General features: G+C 54.1%; 18 protein-coding genes. 5 read left to right on the top strand and 13 right to left on the bottom strand.

Features of this window, described 5'->3' with window-relative positions; genetic code table 11:
- Nucleotides 1-104: 104 nt before the first annotated feature.
- Both PHC90_09505 and arsM read right to left on the bottom strand, forming a co-directional pair.
- Nucleotides 105-491 (bottom strand): metalloregulator ArsR/SmtB family transcription factor, encoded by a 387-nt coding sequence (locus tag PHC90_09505; protein ID MDD3846585.1) that lies wholly within the window; start codon nt 489-491, stop codon nt 105-107.
- Nucleotides 492-513: 22 nt separating this feature from the next.
- Nucleotides 514-1,320, bottom strand: a complete 807-nt coding sequence (gene arsM / locus PHC90_09510; protein ID MDD3846586.1) for an arsenite methyltransferase — start codon at nt 1,318-1,320, stop codon at nt 514-516.
- Nucleotides 1,321-2,016: 696 nt separating this feature from the next.
- Here arsM and PHC90_09515 point away from each other — a divergent pair.
- The 5 genes from PHC90_09515 to PHC90_09535 all read left to right on the top strand — a co-directional run bounded on the left by PHC90_09515 (nt 2,017) and on the right by PHC90_09535 (nt 6,832).
- The gene (locus tag PHC90_09515) at nt 2,017-2,196 is read left to right on the top strand and encodes a hypothetical protein (GenBank protein ID MDD3846587.1); all 180 of its coding nucleotides are present in this window, start codon (nt 2,017-2,019) and stop codon (nt 2,194-2,196) included.
- 302 nt (nt 2,197-2,498) lie between these two features.
- Nucleotides 2,499-3,716: an STAS domain-containing protein gene (locus PHC90_09520; GenBank protein MDD3846588.1), complete on the top strand. Its 1,218-nt coding sequence runs from the start codon at nt 2,499-2,501 to the stop codon at nt 3,714-3,716.
- A 3-nt stretch (nt 3,717-3,719) separates the two neighbouring features.
- On the top strand, nt 3,720-5,591 hold the full coding sequence (locus PHC90_09525; GenBank protein ID MDD3846589.1) for an ABC transporter substrate binding protein: 1,872 nt from the start codon (nt 3,720-3,722) through the stop codon (nt 5,589-5,591).
- 3 nt (nt 5,592-5,594) lie between these two features.
- The gene (locus tag PHC90_09530) at nt 5,595-6,407 is read left to right on the top strand and encodes an ATP-binding cassette domain-containing protein (protein MDD3846590.1); all 813 of its coding nucleotides are present in this window, start codon (nt 5,595-5,597) and stop codon (nt 6,405-6,407) included.
- A gap of 188 nt (nt 6,408-6,595) precedes the next feature.
- The gene (locus tag PHC90_09535) at nt 6,596-6,832 is read left to right on the top strand and encodes a hypothetical protein (protein ID MDD3846591.1); all 237 of its coding nucleotides are present in this window, start codon (nt 6,596-6,598) and stop codon (nt 6,830-6,832) included.
- Nucleotides 6,833-7,046: 214 nt separating this feature from the next.
- Here PHC90_09535 and PHC90_09540 read toward each other — a convergent pair whose 3' ends face one another.
- The 11 genes from PHC90_09540 to PHC90_09590 all read right to left on the bottom strand — a co-directional run bounded on the left by PHC90_09540 (nt 7,047) and on the right by PHC90_09590 (nt 20,787).
- A complete protein-coding gene (locus PHC90_09540) occupies nt 7,047-9,518 on the bottom strand; it encodes a DUF3536 domain-containing protein (protein ID MDD3846592.1) in 2,472 nt (823 codons plus the stop codon).
- Nucleotides 9,515-10,762 carry a peptidoglycan DD-metalloendopeptidase family protein gene (locus PHC90_09545; GenBank protein MDD3846593.1) on the bottom strand — a complete coding sequence of 416 codons (1,248 nt, stop codon included), beginning with the start codon at nt 10,760-10,762 and terminating at the stop codon, nt 9,515-9,517. Before PHC90_09545 ends, PHC90_09540 begins: the two co-directional genes overlap by 4 nt.
- 339 nt (nt 10,763-11,101) lie before the next feature.
- Complete coding sequence (locus PHC90_09550) at nt 11,102-12,754, bottom strand: AMP-binding protein (protein MDD3846594.1); 1,653 nt, start codon at nt 12,752-12,754, stop codon at nt 11,102-11,104.
- Nucleotides 12,755-12,765: 11 nt separating this feature from the next.
- On the bottom strand, nt 12,766-13,512 hold the full coding sequence (locus PHC90_09555) for an ATP-binding cassette domain-containing protein (protein MDD3846595.1): 747 nt from the start codon (nt 13,510-13,512) through the stop codon (nt 12,766-12,768).
- Between the two features lie 2 nt (nt 13,513-13,514).
- Nucleotides 13,515-14,282, bottom strand: a complete 768-nt coding sequence (locus tag PHC90_09560) for an ABC transporter ATP-binding protein (GenBank protein ID MDD3846596.1) — start codon at nt 14,280-14,282, stop codon at nt 13,515-13,517.
- Nucleotides 14,279-15,292: a branched-chain amino acid ABC transporter permease gene (locus PHC90_09565; GenBank protein MDD3846597.1), complete on the bottom strand. Its 1,014-nt coding sequence runs from the start codon at nt 15,290-15,292 to the stop codon at nt 14,279-14,281. The genes PHC90_09560 and PHC90_09565 overlap by 4 nt, the downstream gene beginning before the upstream one ends.
- 2 nt (nt 15,293-15,294) lie before the next feature.
- The gene (locus PHC90_09570) at nt 15,295-16,164 is read right to left on the bottom strand and encodes a branched-chain amino acid ABC transporter permease (GenBank protein ID MDD3846598.1); all 870 of its coding nucleotides are present in this window, start codon (nt 16,162-16,164) and stop codon (nt 15,295-15,297) included.
- Nucleotides 16,165-16,183: 19 nt separating this feature from the next.
- Nucleotides 16,184-17,443: an ABC transporter substrate-binding protein gene (locus PHC90_09575; GenBank protein MDD3846599.1), complete on the bottom strand. Its 1,260-nt coding sequence runs from the start codon at nt 17,441-17,443 to the stop codon at nt 16,184-16,186.
- Nucleotides 17,444-17,680: 237 nt separating this feature from the next.
- Complete coding sequence (locus tag PHC90_09580) at nt 17,681-17,848, bottom strand: hypothetical protein (GenBank protein MDD3846600.1); 168 nt, start codon at nt 17,846-17,848, stop codon at nt 17,681-17,683.
- 58 nt (nt 17,849-17,906) lie between these two features.
- Entirely contained in the window at nt 17,907-19,271 is a 1,365-nt protein-coding gene (locus PHC90_09585; GenBank protein ID MDD3846601.1) for a sigma-54 dependent transcriptional regulator, read from the bottom strand.
- Nucleotides 19,246-20,787, bottom strand: coding sequence for a PAS domain S-box protein (locus PHC90_09590; GenBank protein ID MDD3846602.1), 1,542 nt, complete (start codon nt 20,785-20,787; stop codon nt 19,246-19,248). Before PHC90_09590 ends, PHC90_09585 begins: the two co-directional genes overlap by 26 nt.
- Nucleotides 20,788-20,965: the final 178 nt, after the last annotated feature.

The raw sequence follows: 20,965 nt of genomic DNA on the forward strand, positions 1-20,965 counted from the left end.
GAAGAACTTGCCGGCGGTGACAAAATTATTGACAGCGAACATGCGGGATACCTCTCATGACCTTTGCATAAAAACCTGTTTCACCGAAAGGCGCGTTTTTGCGGTTACGTTGTCCCCTGCCTGCCGGCGGGAGAACAACATGCCGGACTCTTGGAAAGGTCGCTGACCTCTCTCTGCCGGAGGGCAGCTTCAAGCCTGTCCCTGTCCCTGCCGCTGCCGGCTTCCGGGACACGCTCGAAAACAGACAACAAGAGAAACCGGTTGAAGGCATCGGACTCGTCGATGCGATAGTGCATCCACTTGCCGTCCTTACGGTCTTTGAGAAACTTCGCCTTTTTCAGGACCCCGAGGTGAAAGGAAACCTTGGGCTGCACCATGTCAAGGGCGGAGACTATGTCGCAAACGCACAGTTCTCCTCCTTCAAGGAGCTTCAATATCCTGAGCCTCGTCTCGTCCGAGAGCGCCTTGAACTTCGCCGTCACTTCCTTCATCGATACCGGCCCTTCGATGCCACTATTTCCTTCCTTCCACGTAGACGCTCACCAAATAGTCTTCGAGTGACGCGCCTTCTCCTATGCCTTCCTGGAGTGCCCTGCCCATTGGATCCGCAGTGTCCGGTCTGATACACGCCGACCCGCCGGAGATCGTCGCCTTTACATCCTCAAACCCGGCATCTTCCACGAATCTCTTGTATTCATCGACAACAACGGCGCCAGCGACACACCCGACATAGGCGTCAACGCTTTGCCTGATGCTTTCAGGCAAAGGTTTCAGCAGCGCCATGTCCGAGACTGCAATGCGGCCTGACGGCTTCAGGACCCGGTGGATCTCCCGAAAGACCTGCCGCTTATCGGGCGAAAGGTTTATCACGCAATTGCTTATCACGACGTCCACGGAATTGTCCGCAACAGGCAGATTCTCTATCTCCCCGAGGCGAAATTCGACATTGAGGAATGAACCCTTTACAGCATTCTCGCGTGCCTTTTCCACCATGGCCGGCGTCATATCCACGCCTATAACCCGACCGGTTGCGCCAACCTTCCGGGCCGCGATGAAGCAGTCAAACCCGGCGCCGGCGCCCAGATCCAGAACCGCTTCACCCTTTTTCAGGCCCGCAAAGGCCGTGGGGTTTCCGCAGCTCAATCCCAGGTTAGCCCCATCGGGAATGGTCTGCAGGTCGTCGCGGGAATAGCCGATGGATACGGCAAACTCACCATTGTCGCACGACAGGCCGCTGCAGCACGATACCCCCTTGGTCTTGCCTTCGGCTATCGCACCGTATGCCTCACGGACGGTACTCCTGATCTTGTCTTCTTCCATATCACTCACCTCTCATAAAGAACAGTTGATGCGATTCGATTGGTTTCCACCGTCCGGAGGCGATTGCCCTGGGGGAGGAACTGTCCATATTGTAATGTTTTAGGAAGTACGCTTGATTTATACTCGACCATCTTCGCACCGTAATATATAAAAGAGTGTTTATATATTAGGACCGCCACAAATGATTGTCAAGACAATTTTGCCGGGGTCTGCGCCTGAATCAGTACCGCTCCCGGCCATTCTTGCCGGCGAAGGGGCAATTGCAGGTCCTGTTTCGGCAGCCGTCCAGTCCATGATCTCTCATCATATCACGGAAAAGACATCCTGCCGCTCGACCGTTTGCCCCGGGCGCGGCAACCTGCCGCATTGGATAACCGGGATCCTCTGGCTCGTGGCTTTTTGTGTTCTTCAGATTCATTGTCCGATCTCTACCTTTCTCCTGTCATCGTCCTCCACCGTTTGTGCGCCCGGCGCATTTTACTGCTCCGGACATCAAAGAGCGGCGTCCCTCGAAGATATTCGAGACAGATCCTGCGTGTGCCCATACCAACACATAGTGCTTATCGGAACAAACCATGATTTCTTAATACTTTTGTGCTTTTCGTGAGCCCCGGTCAACCCGGATCAAGGCACTATTTTTTTTGATAAAAACGAAATTTATGATATAGTAAAATATTCTGGGCGATGGGGGTTGGCATGGGCGACAAAAATTCATTGGTCTTCTATATCATTGCTTTTGCAGCCATGATCGGCGGTTTCGCTATGATCTTCTTAACACGCAGTACGACAATACTTGCCGCCGGGGCAGTTCTCATCTTTATCGGGCTCTTCGTTTTCCTTTTCGGCATGGAAAAAGCAAAAAAAGCCAAAACATAATGGCTTAAAACCAATCTCTGTCGCGCACATACTTGAAAACGCGGCATCGATAAGATCCCATGGATCGCACACGTCCTGTCGGATCTGTTTTTTGCCTTTCAACTTGCTGTCTTCATTCGTTGCAATCTTCAAAACCATCGTCGTTCAGATAATCGAAACCACACCAACATTCGGGAAACTATCGTGAGAAAGGCGGCGGTAACCTTTGATCAGTGCATTTATTGCGGAGTTGAAGGAGCGGCGTCCCCGGCGCCTAAACATTTGCATTCCAATCTGCCTGATGATAGTGTAAAGGCGTACCAATGAACGACTCACCGACAGACCAGGAAACCGCCGAACGGCTGCGGCTTGCCGGCAGGATAGACGGCCTCACCTCCCGCGAGACAGAATCCCTTTTCAGGAACGCCGTCATTGCGGGCAAAAGGCTCATCGTTGCCGATATGACGGACGTCAACTATGTCAGCAGCGCCGGTCTGCGGGTATTTCTCTCTTTTCAGAAGGAGCTGAAAAAGGCAGGCGGGGCGATCTGCTTCTTCAATACCGCCCCTTCCGTCTATTCAATATTCGAGATAAGCGGATTCACACATATCTTTCGTTTCCTGTCCTCTGAGGCCGAAATAGAGGAGCTCCGGAACGTGTCGGGGGAAGATGCGGCGACAAGGGAGATCCCATCGGACCGCGCGGTGTTGCGAGTCCTCACGCGCAATGCCTCTTCTATTGGGTCCCTTTCCCTTATCGGCAGCGAGGAAAGGCTCCCTTCCGCAGACTATGGCGAAGACGATGTAAGGCCCGTGAGGGCGTCGGATGTCCGGTTCGCCGCCGGGTTCGCCGCGCTGGGCCACACATTCAAAGACTATAAGGGTTATTTCGGAGAGGCCGCCGTCATCGACGGCAACATCTTCGTATACCCCGCCCTCAGAAGATCGGCCGTCGATTTCATCATTCATAACGAAGGCGAAAAGGACACGGTCTACCATTTTCTCCACGGTTTCTCCGTGCAGGGAAAGTTCAATCACATAATTTCCTTTGAACCGAAAGACGACCTCTTCACCCTTGATGGGCTCGTTGACAGCGCCCATCTCGCATCCTCCTCCCCCGTCGTGGGGATAACAGGCATCTTCGAGAGTAAAGGTCTCTTCGGTATGCGGCTGAAAAAGATCCCCCTTAAGGAAAACCGCGGTCCCGCAGAGACCGACATCTTCGGCGGCGACAATTTCCCCGAATGGATCGATTACTCCATAGAACCCGAAGACGTCTACAACCTCGTCGTCATGACTGGAATAGCCGTCAAAGACAGGGACAGCGTTACAGGAGCAGCGGACAGGATCATTCCCCGCGAGGGCCGCTTCCACCTGCACGGCGTCGTCTTTGACAAAAAGCCCTTCAACAAGATCATCGACAACTTTCCCAACGAGCTCAAAAGGGTCGTCACCGGAATGGAACCGCAAAGGGTCCTCCACCTTCTTGGCAAAACCCGGATCGGCCCCGGCCTCATGGGCATCATAGAACTTGGCGGCTAGACGATGGAACTCTGGGTAGGCGCTCTCAACCTTGGCTTTCTCTATGCCTTTGTCGCCATCGGCATCTACATAACCTTTCGCATCCATGACTTCCCCGACATAACCGTGGACGGGACATTCACGACAGGCGCCGCTGTCACGGCGGTCCTCGTCGTCGCGGGCGTCCATCCCCTTCTCGCCGTTCTTGCCTCCTTTCTTGCCTGTGCGGCGGCGGGCAGCATCACAGCCCTCATCAACACGCGCCTTCATGTCAACAGTCTCCTTGCGGGCATCCTCGTCATGACGGGTCTCTATTCCATAAATCTCCATATTATGGGGCGCTCCAACATACCGTTGCTCAGCACCCCGGAGTTCTTTCACCTCCTGAACAGGGCGAATCCCGGAATACCTTACGAGATATGGACAGCGCTGTGCCTCACCGTCATCATGGCCGTATCCTGGATGGCCGTATCCTTTTTCTTCAAAACGGATTTCGGCCTTTCCATGCGGGCGAGCGGCAACAATCCCGTCATGTCGCGCGCAGCGGGAATCAACGTTGACCGTGTCAAGATCTTCGGCGTCGCCATCGCGAATCGTCTCGTCGGCATCTCCGGCAGCCTCGTCGCCCAATACCAGGGCTTCGCCGACATCGGGATGGGCATCGGCACCGTGGTCACCGGCCTCGCCTCCGTCATCATCGGCGAATCCATCCTTAAAAGACATTCAATCTATGCGTGGATAGGCAGCGCCGTGATCGGGTCCGTGATCTTCCGGTTCATGATCGCCATCGCCCTTTATGCGGGCATGGATCCCGTCGATCTCAAGCTTCTGACGGCGATCTTCGTCCTCATTACCCTCATTGTCACCGCAAAGATCGCCAGAGGCGCCGGAAGGGTGAAGAAGAAGCACCTTGTCACGGCGGCCGTGGCGGCCGCCATTGTCCTGGGCATCTTCGCGGGGATAAGATATGCGAATCTCATCACCGCCATCATGCCGCAGAAAAACGTCAGGCTCGCCCTTTTTCAGTTCACCGACAATGTCATCCTCGACACTTGCGCCAGGGGTGTCCTGGATGGATTGAGAAAGAGCGGCGTCCTGGAGAAAGAGAACATAGTCGTGGACCACAAGATGGCCCACGGCGAGTTCCCCACCGCCCAGTCCATTGCGCAGGAGATGGTGAGCAGGAACTACGATTACATCGTCACGGTGTCGACGATATCACTCCAGGTAACGGCGAACCACAACAAGAAGATACCCCATATTTTCGCGGCCGTAACCGACCCAATAAAGGCCGGGGTGGCAACAAGCTTCACGAACCACCCCGCGAACCTGACGGGACTCGCCACCCCTCAACCCGTGGAAGCGACGGTGCGGCTCATGCGAAAGGTCTTTCCCGGGGCAAAGGTCATCGGGATGATCTGGAGCCCCGCAGAGGTCAATTCCGAGATATGCACGGTGATGACAAGGGCGGCGGCAAAAAAACATGGGTTCAAGGTGGTGGAGGTCCAGATCACCGGCACTCAGGAGATAGACCAGGCGCTGCGATCGATCCTCAGCAGCGAACCGGATATCTTCTTCACCTCGGGAGACACGACGGTCTCCGCCGTCATTCCCTCGGTGGCACAGAAGCTCCGGCAGAAAAAGATACCCTATGTGACCAACACCCCGGCGGATATCGATTCGGGGGTTTTCATGTGCCTTGGAGCCGATTACTACGACGTGGGGCTCAAGGCGGCGGACATCGCCGTCAGGATCGTCAGGGGAGAGAAACCGGCCGCGATCCCCATCGTCTCTTATGTGCCCGAACAGCTCACCCTCAATCTGTCCCTGGCAAAGGAATATGGCATCACAATACCCGATGACATCACAAAGAAGGCTGTACGGGTGGTGAGATAGCATATGATAAAGATCGTCGATTATCACAAGACCTTCAATGCCGGCACCCTCAACGAGGTCTATGCGCTTCGGGGCATCGATCTCCGTATTGACGAGGGGGATTTCCTGACCATCATCGGCACGAACGGCTCCGGCAAATCGACCCTTCTCAACGCCATCGCCGGCACCTTCCTCCCTGACCGGGGGACCATAACCATGGGCGGCAGGGACGTGGGAGGGGAGGCCGATTTTCAGCGCGCACGATCCATTTCACGCGTCTTTCAGAACCCCTTCATGGGAACGGCCCCGGACATGACGATCGCCGAGAACATCCACCTCGCCTTCATGAGGGGGAAGCCCCGCTATCCTGTCCCCGGCCTCACCCGGGAACGTTTAGCCCTCTACCGTGAAGAGGTAAGGATGCTGGAAATGCAGCTCGAGGACAGGCTCGACAACACCATAGGCACTCTTTCCGGCGGACAGAGACAGGCCCTTACGCTCCTCATGGCCGTTATGAACGAACCGAAGGTCCTCCTTCTCGACGAACATACCGCAGCCCTCGACCCAAAATCCGCCGCGCAGGTGGTGGCCCTCACCGAACGGTTCATCGCCCGCTACCACCTCACGACCGTTATGATCACCCACAGCATGCAGCAGGCACTCGCCCTCGGCTCCAGGACCATTCTGATGCACAAGGGGCAGATCATAGAGGAGATCTCGGGAAAGGACAAGCAGTATCTCACCACCACGGACCTCCTTGACCGCTTCGCTGACCTGAGAAAACAGGAACAGCTCACCGCCGAGATGATAGAGGAGATGCGGAGGGAATATCTTTAACCCCCTCACCCGTCCAATCCCATCGCCCGCCACCCGCAACCTGTTGTTGCCCCCGCTCTTGACAAACCGGACAAATAACGGCATAATCCTACTCTACATGTTTACATGACCCATTTCTTCCTGGACAGGTCGCCAGGGTATCGCACCAACAGTTTGGGAAGTACATTGGGAAGAAGAAAGGAGCAGGGATGGCGAAACGCAATCAAAACAGTTTTTTGAAAAGGCAGAAGGAGATCAAGCGTCAGCAGAAAGCACAGGAAAAGATGATGAGAAGACAGGGCCTCAAAAAACCGGGACCCGAAGAAGAGATCAACGAAGAGACAACCGCCGCCGACGAAGTGGAAGCCACGAGCGAGGAGCAATCCGCCGGTGAAGATGAAGGAACAGCTGCGAGCGGAGAGCAGTCCGCCGGTGACAGGGATTAGACAGCATAAGCCCGGATTCACGCTTCGGGCAGATAAGAACAGACACAAGCTTCAGTTCAGGCATTAACAAGCAACGATCAGGTTCGAATCAATCACATTAGACATTGTCGCCGGATAAAGCACCGCTTTGAGCGACGTACGGACAGTCTGCACACCTTGATGCCTCAGGGGATCAACGAACATAACGAACATCCCCCGCTTCTCGGGACCTGGTTCAGCGCCCCGGGATAGACCCGGTGTCGAAATTAAGCTTCTCCCCGAGTTCAACAAAACCATCCAGCCATTGGGCTGCTTCGGGTTTGCCGCCTAACGCCTCTCCTGCCACATCGTGATACACAGACCTTGCCATGGAGAAATACATATTCTGGATTTCCCAGAGATTCACCTCGATGGGCAGCAGCCAGAAAAGCTCCGCCGTCGTCTTCATGGCCTCGATGAGTGAAACGTCCGATGGGTTTCCGTGAAAAAGAGACATCTGCTCCTTGAGCCTTTTTCTTATTATCAGTTCTATTTCCACCGTATCATAACGGAGGCCCCACTTCTCGATCTCCTTTACGATCCCGCGAATACGGTTTCCATCAAGAACATCCTGGGAAAAGGCCTCCTTTAGATCAACATTGAGAACGAATTCGGCGGCGGCCTTAAACGCGTTGGGAACCGCCATGCCCGCCTCGCGAAAAAAGTTCATGAGGATCCGTTCGCCCTCAAAAAGATCCCTGTAAACAGTTTCATATTTCTCGTAGGTGTCCTTGAGCAGAAGGTTCATAACCGCGTGTTGCCGGTCCTTAAAAAGACTGGTGAAGGAGTAGTTGTGCATTCCAAAGTGGCGGTCCATGAGGTGAATAACCTCGGCGAAGTCGGCCTTTTCGAAAGCGGCGGTTATCTCCTTTCTCATTGCCCGAAAGATCTCCTCGCCGCGGTACTCCCTTGCTCCGCCGTTGAAAGCATGGCCTCCCATGTGGAGAAGCGCAAAACTGATGTGCTCGGAATCACCGATAATGCGGGAAGTGACGAGGACCTTGCCGATGGTCAGCGTCGTCCTGCCGGCCGCTATCCTGAAATAATCCTCTTTGTCCACGGAGAAACTATATACTTCCGTGTGGTCACCAAAGTCTTCTATCACCGAAGAGACGGCATAGTGGACAGCCACCTTCTTGAGGTCTATCGCTACGGGCTTGACGAACCTGTCGAATATCCGGGCGCCGTTCCCCGCTTCAGGGACGTTGCTTTTTGCCTTCTCGAGGAGGGACCTGAAAGTCTTCTCCCTGCCCTTGCCGCAGATATCCTCGATGAGCTGGATCGCCCTTCCCGCATACTGGATGATCTGGACCGTTTCTATCCCGGAAAGCTCGTCGAAGAACCAGCCGCAACTCGTATACATAAGCAGTCCGTGGCGCTGAGATTCTAGAAGCTTCAAGACGATGGTCCTCTCATCAGCGTTGAGGACCCTTCGGCCATGTTTCGCGAAAAACGCGTCAACGGCCTCCTGGCCGCGGTCGAGGATAACATCGATGTAATCATCCCGGGCCGACCAGGGGTCCTGAAGATACTCCAGGGCCTTCCTCGTGTACGCCTGGGCCAGTTCATCACGCAGCCAGTCAAGGGCATCACGCAAAGGGCCTCTCCATCCCTGGTTCCAACCGCCGTGTCCGCCTGAATTGCACCCGCAATCACCACGCCATCGCTCGATACCATGAGCACAGCTCCAGGAGGTGTTCTCGTAGATGCTTACCTCATGAACCGCCGGGAATCTCTCGAGAAATTCGCCATAATTGGTCAATCGGGCAAGGCCCTGGCTTTCGATGTGGTTCAGGGCAAACGCAAGGGCCATGTCACCAAAACGGTGATGATGCCCATAGGTCTCGCCATCGGTGGCGATATGCATGAGCTGGGTCCAGGTCCTCTCACCGGAGAAACCCGAGACCAACCTTTGCGCCAGATCTTCACCTTTTTTCAGCAGGCCCTCGAAGGCGACGGCGCTGGATATAGGCCCATCATAAAAGAAAACGGTTATCCTCTTACCGGAAGGAAGGCGCACGATGTACGGGCGGGTGGGGTCTATGCGTCCCCCGGTCACATCCTTCCACTTCCCGGAGCCGATCTTCCTGACCTTCATTGCCTGATTGGGAGCAAGAATGGTAAAAAGAATACCGGCGGCGGCCAGATGCTCCAGCGTCTCCAGGTCCACGGCTGTCTCGGCAAGCCACATCCCCTCCGGTTCACGGCCGAACCTCTTCTGAAAATCCCTGATACCCCAGAGGACCTGGGTCCTCCTGTCACGGGAATTGGCGAGCGGCATGATGATATGGTTGTAGACCTGGGCCAGGGCGTTCCCATGACCGGAACGCAAGGAGACACTCAGCCTGTCCGCTTCCAGGATCTCCGCGTAAACGTCGGGAGCGAACGCACTCATCCACGCAAGCAACGTAGGGCCAAAGTTGAAGCTTATCCTTGAATAATTACTCACGATATCTGTGATGCGGCCGTTTCCGTCAATCATCCTCGCGGCAAGATTAGGTGCATAACATTCCGAAGTGATGCGCTCGTTCCAGTCATGGAATGGATAGGCCGAGTCCTGGACCTCAATGGACTCAAGCCAGGGATTCTCCCGCGGCGGCTGGTAAAAATGGCAGTGGATACAAATGTATCGCTCCGCGGCGGATGGGCTCGCCTTTTCTTCCATCATTTCTTCTCCACCAGTGTCAGCATCGACGGTATCGGCGCACCATTCGTTGTCCCTGTTTCCTCAAGACGACGATCCATTAAAGCAGCAAACTTCAGGAAGCCAGATCTGTGCCCTGCGCGAAGGGGCTCCGTGCGCGCGGGACGAAGCTTAAGAGGATTGACGGGTTTTCCCGCCATCCTCATCTCAAAGTGGAGATGCGGACCCGTTGCGAGGCCGGTGGAACCAACAAAACCTATCACCTCGCCCTGAGTGACCTTTACGTTTCTTCTGATACCCTTTTTGACGCGTGACAGATGTCCGTAGTACGAGCGGTAACCGTTCCGATGTTCTATGGTGACAAGCTTTCCATAACCCCCCCGGCGTCCGGCAAAGAGGATGACACCGTCTCCCAGCGCTGAAACCGGCGTTCCCGCGGCCGCGGCATAGTCTATGCCTCTATGCGGCCTGTATACCTTAAGGATGGGGTGGCGGCGTTTCCCTGTGTAAGATGAACTGATCCTCCTGAAATTGAGGGGCGCCTTGAGAAATGCCCTTTTGAGACGTCTCCCGGCGGCGTCATAGTACTCCGCCGAGCCGTTCGTTTCATAGCGGTACGCCACGTATCTTCTGCCGTCGTTAACCAATTCGGCTGACAGGATATCGCCGAATTTCTTGAAGCCATCCCCGGCAAAAAAGCCTTCGACAACTATCTTGAATGTGTCCCCTTCCCTCAGGTCGGTATTGAAATCGATATCCCACGCAAAGATATCCGAGAGATCGAGGGCGAGAAGCACCGCATCCCTGCCGGAACCCAGGGCGGCGATAAGGCTGTCCTTGACGACGCCGCCAAAAGAGAGCTCTCTCTTCTCGTATTCCACTTTTTCAACCGCTGCGGTAAGCGAATCTCCATCCCGTGAAAGGTTCAGATAGGTGTCGTCGTCAATCCAGTATGTGAGGGAATTCAGCCTGTCCTCGGCATCTATTGTCATGCTGTATGGATGCCCCGAACAAAGTTCGCCGAGGTCATAGACGCCATCGGCCGCCTCCTTTGCCCGCTTAAGGTCGGCCACGTGCAGTTTGTTGCGTTCAAAAAGCCGGGAAAGATAATCCCCTTTCCGGACAGTCCCTGATACTTTTCGGAAGTTCTGCTGCCTGTCCTCCCTGAGTACCGTCTTCCCTTTTTCGCGCCTGGGGACGGCAAAGATCACCAGACAGGCTATAACAACAAGGAGCACGACAGCTTTGCCTGCGTTAATTCTCTTCATAACCCCCCGATGAAGCATTTCCGGTTTGGTAAAGACCCAAAATATTCGCCCCCTGATATAGCTATAACTCTATCCGATACGCAGTTAAAGGTCTGTAAACCGTTTTACACGTTTTTATGAGTTTACATAAAGAATTAAAACTAAATCGATGAAACTTCAAGGAAAAAAGTGAAAAAGGGGGAAAGAGACAATCTCCCTTGCCCCCCTCTTGTCACAAAGGAGGGGGGGTAGGGCCTCCTTTGATGACAAAGCAACGGAAAGTGTCCCTTTCCTGCATCTTACAGCCTGAACCTGATTCTTTCTCTTTCCTGAAACCTGAAGCCTGAAACGGTTTCCCCCTTACCTCCTCTTCTCTTTCTCGACCTTGCGCTTTTCCTCGTCCCGTATTTCGCGCCTCAAGAGCTTGCCGACCTTCGATTTCGGCAGCATGTCCCGGAACTCGATGTATCCGGGGACCTTATACGGGGCGAGCCTTTCCCTGCACCACCGTATCAGCTCTGTACTACCAATCCCTTTCGCGTCCTCCTTGAGTACCACTATTGCCTTTATCCTCTCCCCGACTTTCGGGTCCGGGATACCGATGACACAGGCGCCAATGACCGTGGGGTGATCCTGAAGGGCGGCCTCCACTTCGGAGGCAGATACCCGGTATGCCTTGTATTTAATGATGTCCGCGGTCCTCTCGACGAACTCGATCTCTCCTCTCTCATTCATCTTGACGAAATCACCCATCCGGTAATAAATATCGCCATTGATACCCACGTATGAATAGGCCGTTTCTTCGGGCTTGTTGATATATTCCTTCAATGTGTAGGGCGACGTTACAACCAGCTCCCCCAGTTCACCGGGCGGCAGCTTTTCCAGGGTTTCCCTGTCCACCACCATGGATTTTCTCGATTTCAAAGGGGTTCCAATGACGGTGGGAGAAGGCTCCTGCGTCAGGAGGCTGTACGTGACGTGCCCTATCTCCGTGGAACCGTAAACCTGGTAAAGAGGTATGGAATATTTTTCCTGCCATGTCCTGAAGACCTCCACGGGAAGAACATCGCCGCCGCAATAGCAATACCGGAGGGAACTCATATCGTACTGATCGATCCTGTCATTCTCCAGCATCATCCTGTACAATGCCGGAACACCCAGCATCCATTTGATCCTGTATCTCTCTATGGCGGAAAGCGTGGCGTCCACCTCCGGCAGCGGCATGAGCACAACGGTATTGCCGTAGTTGAATCCGAAGGCGATGGAAAACCCCTTTGCCATGATATGGAAAAGCGGGTTTATCATCAGGACCGCGTCGTTCCCTTCATCTACGAAGTCGCCGATAACGTCTTCCATAACATCTCGTATGTAGGTGACCTCCCCCGTGTGATTGCCCGGGACACCCTTCGGAAACCCGGTGGTGCCCCCGGTATACATGATATAGGAAAGGTCGCTCATCGGGTCGATCTCGAGCTTCGGCAGGTCCGGGACGGTCTTCTGGACGATGTCCTTGAAAAAGAATATCTTCTCCCCCTTTTCCACCTTGCCAATGGGTATCTTGTCGAACATGTGGCCGACGGCCCGTTTCCAGGGCGATACAAAATCGATGAGGTTCGTGACGATGACCCGCTTCAGGTTCGTCTTCTGCATAACCTCTTTCACATATACGAAGTTCGTATCCAGGCAGATCACCGTTTCGATCCCGGAGTCCTCTATCATGTACTCGATCTCGAAGGCCGTGTATATCGGGGATACCGGTACGGTCACAGCCCCGATCCTGTTTATGGCGAAATTCGCTATGATCCATTGGGGACAATTCGAGATGTAGAGCATCACCCTGTCCTGGGGCTTTATCCCCATTTTGACAAGGCCTGTCGCGAATTGATGGACCAGGGTCTCCAACCGCCCATAGGTAAAGCGTTCGCCAAGGTATATGAGCGCTGTCTTGTAAGAATATTTCTTGCACATCTCCTCAAAACGGGTAAATGTGTATTCGCGTTCTAAGGACGCCATTATTTCACCTCTCATACTCCAAAATACGCGGATTTGACATCCGGGTTGTCGAGCAGTTCTTCCTTCGTTCCCATGAGGACACTGGAGCCGTTTTCCAGTATATACCCGTAGTCAATTATGGGCATTACCGGCCGGGCGTACTGTTCCGTGATGATTATGGAAATGCCTTTTGAATCCCGGATCGCCTTTGTCCCGTTGATAACAATCTCCTGGTATGCGGGGCTGAGGCCCAGCAGCGGCTCATCGAGGAGAAGCATTTTCGGCGAGGCCATGAGGGCCCTCCCTATCGCGAGCATCTGCTGCTCACCTCCGCTTAAGAAACCTCCCTGTCTGTTCAGATGGTCCTTGAGCCTGGGAAAGAGATCGAGGACATACTCCAGGTTGTGCCTTCTCTCTCTGCCGCTCGTCAGGTATGACCCGATCTTCAGATTCTCCAGTACGGAGCTCTCGGGAAATATTCTCCGGCGCTCGGGACATAGAACGATACCGGCCTTTGCCCTGAGGTGCGGCTTGACCTCACTCACGTCTCTTCCGTCGAAGAAGATCCGTCCGTATACGGATATCCTCTCCCCGCCGCGCATCTCTTCTTTCCTCTTAATATCCAGGATTATCCCGGAGAGTGCGTACATCAGGGTGCTCTTCCCTGCGCTGTTGGAGCCGAATATACCGATGATCTTTCCCTCGTCGCACGTCAGACTCATATTGTTGAGGGCGATCATGTTCTCGTAAAACACCATAAGCTCAAAGGCTTCAAACATAGTTACACCCCTTCGCTTCCAAGGTAGGCCTCTCTCACCCTCTTGTCTTCTATCACATCCAGGGGGTGGCCTTCGGCGATCTTTTCACCGAAGTTCAGTGCCATGATCCTCGTTGCCACCTTGAAAAGTTCCCTCAATCGATGCTCGACCATGATAAGCGTTATTCCCTCCGTCTTCATCTTTTCGATGAGAGGGACCATGCCGGCTATCTCGCTCATGCTGAGTCCGGAAAAGACCTCGTCACAGAAAATGATCTCGGGCCGCAGCGCCATGCACCTCGCGAGCTCGAGCCGTTTCTGGTAGCCTGTCGGAAGCGCAGAAGCAAGCTTGTAAGGTACCCGCGAATCGCGCTCGAATCCGATCTCTTCAAGGATATCCACCGCCACCGTGTCCCTGTCGCCGTGTTTTCCGCCTCCGCGCCATCCACCTGTCAGGCGGGCCCGTGGCGACCACAGTGGGATGATGAGGTTCTTGAACGCAGGAAGCGAATAATAGGGCCTCATTATCTGGAAGGTTCTGGCAATCCCCACATGGGCGATCTTGTGCGGCTTCCAGCCGGTGATGTCCTTTCCCTTGAACCTCACCTGTCCCGCTTCGGTTTTGATGAAGCCTGTTATGCAGTTGATGAGGGTCGTCTTTCCCGAGCCGTTGGGGCCGATGATGCCAAAGACATCACCCTCCGATATTTCAAAGCCTACATCCATGAGCGCCTTCAGTCCCCCGAAAGTCTTCGTGATGCCCTTTACTGTCAATATCGGTTCAGCGCTCATACCTTCACCCACCTTTCGAACTGGTGATATTTTCTCTGAAGGTAGACCATTATCCCCTCGCTTTTGAATACTATGAACCCCGTGAGAATCGCACAGTAGATGACGATCCTGAACGTACCGAAAGCACGCAGGACCTCCGACAGCGGCACCAGGATGAATGCTCCGATCAAAGCACCGACCAGTGTCCCGCCGCCGCCGATAACAACCGCGGCTATGGGAATGATGGAAAAGTCGAGGGCAAAGAGGGAGATGCCCGCCCACATATACAGGTGAGCGATGTACGCCCCGGCGAAGCACCCGATCAGAGACGCTACAAAGACCGCAATGATCCTCATATGCGTCACGTTGATACCCGATGCCTTAACCGACTGGTCGTTGTCCTTCACCGCCCGCAATACAAGTCCCACGTCCTGGTTTACGAACCTGCGCATTGCGAAGAGAAAGAGAAGGGCGATGATGATTATCGTGTAGTTCTCCACATACGCATTGGGAAAGCCATCGAGACCCGTCATACCATTTGTACCGCCGAATATATTCAGCGCCTCGATGATCCTCGTGAACAAGAGAGGATACATGAGTGTGACAATTGCAAAATAAACGCCCCTCAGCGGCAGGCAGGGCAACAGCAGAAATGTACACACCACCGCGCCGCTGATCGTTGCCAACGGCATCGCAAAGTACATGGGAAGCCCGAGATGAACGTTGTAGATCGCGGTGAAATATCCGCCTACACCGGTAAAGAATGCGCCGCCCAGGCAAACCAGACCCACATAATTCGCCAGGAAATCAAATGCGATGGCGAGCAGCGCGTAGGCGCACATGATATTGATGACCTTTTTCCAGTAGGGGGCCAGTTCGAATACAAAGGGAAGCGCGAGAAGACCAACTATGAGGAGGATCCTCGGCCCCATCAGGTAGAAGATCTCGCGGGCGGAGGTTATGGCGTAGAGCCCCTCCGTTCTCACCTTGAGTCCCCTGTCGATTCGCTCTTTCCGCATCATTGTTTCCATGGCTACACCCTCTCTTCCAGTTCTTTCTGTCTACCAAAGATCCCCGAGGGCTTGATAAGCAGTGTGATGATAATGGCGAGAAGGGCAACCACCATCTGGTAGTGGGCTGAGATGAAAGACTCCGTCAGTATCTGGGCAAACCCGATGATAAAGGAGGCAACGATCACCCCGCCCCAGCTTCCCAGCCCTCCGATAACGCAGACCGCAATGGCGAAAATGAGGACATTGTACCCGGTCTCAACGACGATGTTGCCGAGGGGAAGAAGAAGCACCGCCGCGAGACCGGCCAAAGCAGAACCGATCGCCAGGGAAACAACGGCGGTCATGTCGGAATTAATACCAAGCATCATCGCCGCCCTTTCGTCCTGGGCAATGCCGCGAAAAGCGAGTCCTATCCTCGTGTAACGCGTGAACAAATAGAGAAGTACGAATGTCAGGAGCCCTCCCCCGACAACAAGCAAGCGCTGATAGTCTACACTCGCCCCGAGTATATTGACCGAGCCGGCAAAGAAAACGGGAAGGGTAAATGTCCCCCCGCGCAGTCCTCCCCATCTCAGGCCCTCAAGTATCGCAAGTCCTATAGCATATGTTGCGATTATCTCCGATATCTCCATGCCCCTTATGCGGACAAGTATGAACTGATAGATCAACGCGCCAATTATGGCGGTGATGCCAATGCCCGCAATGATCGCCAGCGGATACGGAAAACCTGCAAACTCGTTCACGAAGAGCCAGGTCAGGTATCCGGCGCTGATATACAGGGCCCCGTGCGCGAAATTGGGGACCCTGCTTATGCTGTAAACCAGCGTGAAGCCCAGCGATATCAGGGAGAGGGTGATGCTGTTTATGATCCCGTATACGACAAGCTCCATATATCCCCTCTTTTCTTTATTACTTCATCCACGGCGGGAATAAGACCTTTCCTTCTGACACGCTCGGCGGGAAGATCTGCACTCTTTTGCCCTTTTGCCATTGAATAATGCCCGTTACCGCGCCTTCTTTCGGATCAAGGGACGGGATGATCTGGTGTGTCTTTTTGTCGAATCTCATCCTGCCGTATACCCCCATGATGTCCAGATTCTCGAGGGCCGTGATGACCTTGTCCGAATCGGTGCTGCCGGCTTTCTCGATTGCGTCTTTCAACTGATAAACTGCCATGTAGCTTGACGATGTGCCGTATCCCTCGGGCTCCAGGCCCCATTTTTTCTTGTAGGCATTGACAAATTTCATCGTCCAGGGAGTGATCTTCGAGGGTGAGTTTCCCCCGTTGACAAGGTTAACGATAAGGAATTCTCCCTTGCCTCCGGAGGCCTTCCAGAAACCAGGCTGCTCTGCCGCGTTAACAAACCCTACAGGGATGGACTTGAGTTTCATGTTCGACCACTGTTTGAGAAGAATGGTGCTTTCGGGCATGTCCATCCAGAGAAAGAGTATCTGGGCGCCTTTCTTGGCTGCATCGGAAAGCCCGACGGAATAGTCGGTGGTCCCTGTGGGATAGATCTTGGGCGCGACCACGGTCCAGCCCTTCGCTGTCAGGGCCTTCTCCATTGCCGCTCCACCCGCCCGGGCATGTGCGACATCCTGAACCAGGATGGCGGCGGTGTTGAACCCGTGGCTCTTCTTCATGTCTTCGAGGAGGGTCACAAACTCCGTCATCATGACGCCGACATGACTCGTATTCCGAAAGCAATATTTATACTTGTCGTAATTGCTCGCAATCCTCTTCTGATATGCGGGCGTCAACACGCCGGTAGTGATGATACTCACCTTCTTGTACTTGCTGAGGATGTCCATGGCCGCCAGGGCCGCTTCCGACCGTACCGGGCCGCCGATGATGAAATCCGCCTTCTTTTCAAGTATCAGCTTTTCCAACCCCAGCAGTGCCTCACTGACAGGCACACCCGGTTCGAGGTCCCTCGTATCGATCACCTCGACCTGCAGCGGCCTCTTGACGTTTCCTACCTTAACCCCACCCGCGGCATTGATCTCATCGGCCGCCAGCTTGATCCCCCTCTCGGCGTCCCAGCCATACAGGAACGCGGTCGCGAGCGGAGCACCAATGACGATGGGTTTCTCTGCGCCCAAGGTCAAGCCGGGCAAAAAGAATCCCATGGCACATAACATAAGGATGATGCACACCAACTTTCTCATAATTGCCTCCCCCTGGTGATAAGATTTGATGCCTTTTGTTGAACCTTTGGATGATGGAAAAGCAATATTTATGCCATGTCCACCATCGAGAAACCTCTTGCGGCAGGTCAAGGATACTGTTTGCGGCAACCTACAGGTCAATCCACGACAGACATCCGGGGCAATGCCCGAAACCGGTCATGAGGGCAAATTGCAGAAAACTTTCAATTGGCATGCAGCGACAATTGAAACAAATTATTACTTGCAGGGGATTGCTTTTGGTCTTGTGATCCCGGTACTGTTGATCTCTTTTACGAGAATGTCTTCGGAAATTTCAAGGATGGCGCTGGCCTCTTTCAGATTCCAGCATGTCTTTTCGAGCACTTTGCATATGTGCTCTTTGCGTATCTCTTGCAGGGTTTTCATCGAAGAAGTCACGAAGGTAGCATTTGCAATTAGGATGCCAGCGATAATGAGGGATGGATCACAAAGGAAGGGTTATGTCGTATTCCTTCAATTTCTGCCTGAGGGTTGGCCGGGATATCCCAAGGATGCCGCAGGTCTTGCCGAAATGCCAGCCGGTATGCTGCAGAACCTTGACAATGTGGACCTTCTCGACATCCTGCAGAGTGGTCATGACGTCGACATCGCTCCTCGTCTCTTCCCCGGCTGTGCCTTCCTTTTCCAGCAATGTTACGATGAATTCGTCAAGGATCACCTCACCCGGCGTAGAGATGACTCCCCTCGTCAGGACGTTCTCCAGCTCGCGGACATTGCCGGGCCAGGGATAGGTCAGCAGTCTTTCGATGGCCCTTTCTTCAACCCTTTTTATACTATGATGGAGGTCGGCGTTGATCTTCTTTAAAAGATATTGTATGAGCACCGGGATATCGGAACGTCTGTCGCGAAGGGGCGGCACCCTGATCATGGCAACGCTGAGCCTGTAGAAAAGGTCCTCCCTGAAGTGCCCTTCACGGACCATCTGCCAGAGGTCTTTATTCGTCGCCGCTATGACCCTGGCATTGGATTTCAAGCTGCGCTCGCCGCCCACGTGTTCGAATTCCTTCTCCTGGAGAAACCTCAGTATCTTGGCCTGCAGTTCAAAAGGGATCTCACCCACCTCGTCCAGAAAGATCGTTCCCTCTCCGGCAAGTTCGAACTTTCCTTTCTTCGTTGCGATGGCACCCGTGAACGAACCCTTCTCGTGCCCGAAAAGCTCGCTCTCCAGAAGCGTTCCGACTATGGACGAGCAATTGATCCCAATGAACGGTGCGTCGTTCGCCTGGCTGTGATAGTGGATCGCCCTGGCTATCATTTCCTTGCCCGTGCCCGTCTCCCCTTCTATCAGGACCGTTACCTTGTTCTCGGACAATATCCCGATGGCCTTGAAGATCTCCTTCATTGCCCGGCTCTTACCGATGATCTTTCCCTTCTCGTATATCAGGGAAGGATCGAGAGATATTGCGTTAGCGGCGGACCCGGGCGCCCCGGCCCTGGCGGCGCGTTGAACGGCGCTCTCCAGTTCCTCGATGTCGATCGGCTTCGGTATGTACTCGCAGGCGCCGAATTTCATCGCCTTGATGGTCGTATCCATATCGTGAAAAGCGGTTATAATGATGACATTGCTCTTCCTGGTCGTCTCGCGGAACTCCTTGAGGACCTCAAGCCCATCCTTGTCGGGAAGGCGAACATCCAGCACGATCACGTCCGGCTTGAAGGAATCATTCTTTTCGATCCCCTCGGCGGCCGTCATGGCACAGGCCACCTCGTAACCCTTCTCGCTCAAAAACATCTCAAGGGACTCGAGAAGCGACCTTTCATCATCAACGATGAGTATCTTTTTTCTCATGGTTCCGCCTTCGCACGGGCACCGTCATCGAAAGATGCACACCCCCCGTTCTCTTTGTGGCAATGTCGACTGCTCCGCCATGCGCCTCTATGACCTTTTTCACATTCCACAGCCCCAGACCGGTACCCTTTTTCTTGTTGCTGAAGAAAGGGTCGAAGACATAGGGCAGATCTTCATCGGCTATGCCGGGCCCGTTATCATCGACCTCTATGCTGACGTGCCGTCCACCTTTCGGCACATATCTTGTTCTTATGCCGATCTGCCCGCCTTCGGGAAGGACATCGATGGAATTCTGCAAGACGTTGATAATGGCCTGCTCGATCTTGTCGCGGTCGATCAGCATCTTCGGGATCTGCCTTGAGAACCTCTTCCGCACTTCAATGCCCTTTGCCTGAAACCTTACCGTCATCATCTCAAGACAGGAATCGATTATCGGCTTGATGGACGCGGACCTGAAGTCCAGCCTGAGAGGTTTTGCGAAATCGAGCATCTCCGTCAGGATCCTTTCGAGACGCGATATCTCCTCCGTCATGATCTCCATGCGCCGTTTGTCGTTCCCCTTGAACTCCAGCTTTTTGAGCAGTATCTGTATATTCATCTTGACCGAGGAGAGGGGGTTGCGTATCTCATGGGCGAGAGAGGTGGTAAGCTGGCCGATATGGGCAAGGCTCTCCGATTCCCGGACCTTCCTTTCCATCTCAACGCGCTCCGTTATATCCCTGCAGATCCCGACCGCCGCCTTCCCTCCGCGGTAGATGATGAGCTTGACCTTGTTCTCGGTGGGGAGTGTGCGGCCATCCCGGGTGCGCCGGAAATACATGTAGAGGTCCTGGGCTACGCCCCTCTCGACCCGCGTCTGGTAGAGCTTTCTCACCTCGCTGCGGGATTCGGGGGCGATAAAATCAAGGTAGGGTCTGCCAATGACCTCGGCCACCGTGTAATCGTGGAGATCGCAGAAGGCCTTGTTCGCAAAGACGATGATGCCGTTCTGGTTGACAAAATAGCCGTCATTTATGTCCTCTACAAGCACACGGTACTGGGCCTCCGATTCGGCAAGTTCACTGGTTCGCTCGTCAACCTGTTTCTTGAGGTCCTGGGCATGGTCTCTTATCTGCTTTTCGTGGAGCTGCTGAAAATTGTCGCTGAACCTGGTGATGGTATAATAGAGGCACTCGTTGACGCGCTCGAGAGCGTCTTGCAGTTCATCGTTCTTCACCTGCGCCGTCAGGACGGGCGTCACGATCTTCCTGAACATCTCGTACGCTCCCTGCACCTCTGAAAGGTAAAACCCGCCCAGCAGCCTCAACGCGGTGATCCATCGGATATGGCAATCTATCATCCGATAGTCGCGGTCGACGAGCACGGCGTAGCTTGCATCGAAGGCCGCCGCGCAGGTTATCCAGAGCTCGGTCGAGGGCCGGCGGCCATAGTGCGGCCCCATCTCGTCATGAAGCCGATAGACCCATTCCGAGATCATGTCTTCCCTTTTTCTCCTGAGGATTTCCGCAACGTGCATCACTACCATTCTATGCGCAACGAAAAAGAAACGTCAAGACCCGCATCCGGTTGTTATTCCCCGGTACGGCCACCTGTGATATACTTTCTGTTCGCAAAAGGTCTCCGAAGAAGCTGGAAGGCGGGACCACACGACACATCGGACGTCCCATGGAAGGGCATCGGTTAAGAGCAGGGCG

It is taken from the genome of Syntrophorhabdaceae bacterium, assembly GCA_028698615.1.
Lineage (GTDB): Bacteria > Desulfobacterota > Syntrophorhabdia > Syntrophorhabdales > Syntrophorhabdaceae > Delta-02.

Excerpts from the sequence above, each read along its gene's own strand:
- PHC90_09580 (MDD3846600.1), bottom strand. The coding sequence starts at position 17,848 with ATGAAAACCCTGCAAGAGATACGCAAAGAGCACATATGCAAAGTGCTC.
- PHC90_09520 (MDD3846588.1), top strand. The coding sequence starts at position 2,499 with ATGAACGACTCACCGACAGACCAGGAAACCGCCGAACGGCTGCGGCTT.
- PHC90_09505 (MDD3846585.1), bottom strand. The coding sequence starts at position 491 with ATGAAGGAAGTGACGGCGAAGTTCAAGGCGCTCTCGGACGAGACGAGG.
- arsM (MDD3846586.1), bottom strand. The coding sequence starts at position 1,320 with ATGGAAGAAGACAAGATCAGGAGTACCGTCCGTGAGGCATACGGTGCG.
- PHC90_09515 (MDD3846587.1), top strand. The coding sequence starts at position 2,017 with ATGGGCGACAAAAATTCATTGGTCTTCTATATCATTGCTTTTGCAGCC.
- PHC90_09560 (MDD3846596.1), bottom strand. The coding sequence starts at position 14,282 with ATGAGCGCTGAACCGATATTGACAGTAAAGGGCATCACGAAGACTTTC.
- PHC90_09525 (MDD3846589.1), top strand. The coding sequence starts at position 3,720 with ATGGAACTCTGGGTAGGCGCTCTCAACCTTGGCTTTCTCTATGCCTTT.
- PHC90_09570 (MDD3846598.1), bottom strand. The coding sequence starts at position 16,164 with ATGGAGCTTGTCGTATACGGGATCATAAACAGCATCACCCTCTCCCTG.
- PHC90_09590 (MDD3846602.1), bottom strand. The coding sequence starts at position 20,787 with ATGCACGTTGCGGAAATCCTCAGGAGAAAAAGGGAAGACATGATCTCG.
- PHC90_09540 (MDD3846592.1), bottom strand. The coding sequence starts at position 9,518 with ATGATGGAAGAAAAGGCGAGCCCATCCGCCGCGGAGCGATACATTTGT.
- PHC90_09530 (MDD3846590.1), top strand. The coding sequence starts at position 5,595 with ATGATAAAGATCGTCGATTATCACAAGACCTTCAATGCCGGCACCCTC.
- PHC90_09565 (MDD3846597.1), bottom strand. The coding sequence starts at position 15,292 with ATGGAAACAATGATGCGGAAAGAGCGAATCGACAGGGGACTCAAGGTG.
- PHC90_09550 (MDD3846594.1), bottom strand. The coding sequence starts at position 12,754 with ATGGCGTCCTTAGAACGCGAATACACATTTACCCGTTTTGAGGAGATG.
- PHC90_09555 (MDD3846595.1), bottom strand. The coding sequence starts at position 13,512 with ATGTTTGAAGCCTTTGAGCTTATGGTGTTTTACGAGAACATGATCGCC.
- PHC90_09575 (MDD3846599.1), bottom strand. The coding sequence starts at position 17,443 with ATGAGAAAGTTGGTGTGCATCATCCTTATGTTATGTGCCATGGGATTC.
- PHC90_09585 (MDD3846601.1), bottom strand. The coding sequence starts at position 19,271 with ATGAGAAAAAAGATACTCATCGTTGATGATGAAAGGTCGCTTCTCGAG.
- PHC90_09535 (MDD3846591.1), top strand. The coding sequence starts at position 6,596 with ATGGCGAAACGCAATCAAAACAGTTTTTTGAAAAGGCAGAAGGAGATC.
- PHC90_09545 (MDD3846593.1), bottom strand. The coding sequence starts at position 10,762 with ATGAAGAGAATTAACGCAGGCAAAGCTGTCGTGCTCCTTGTTGTTATA.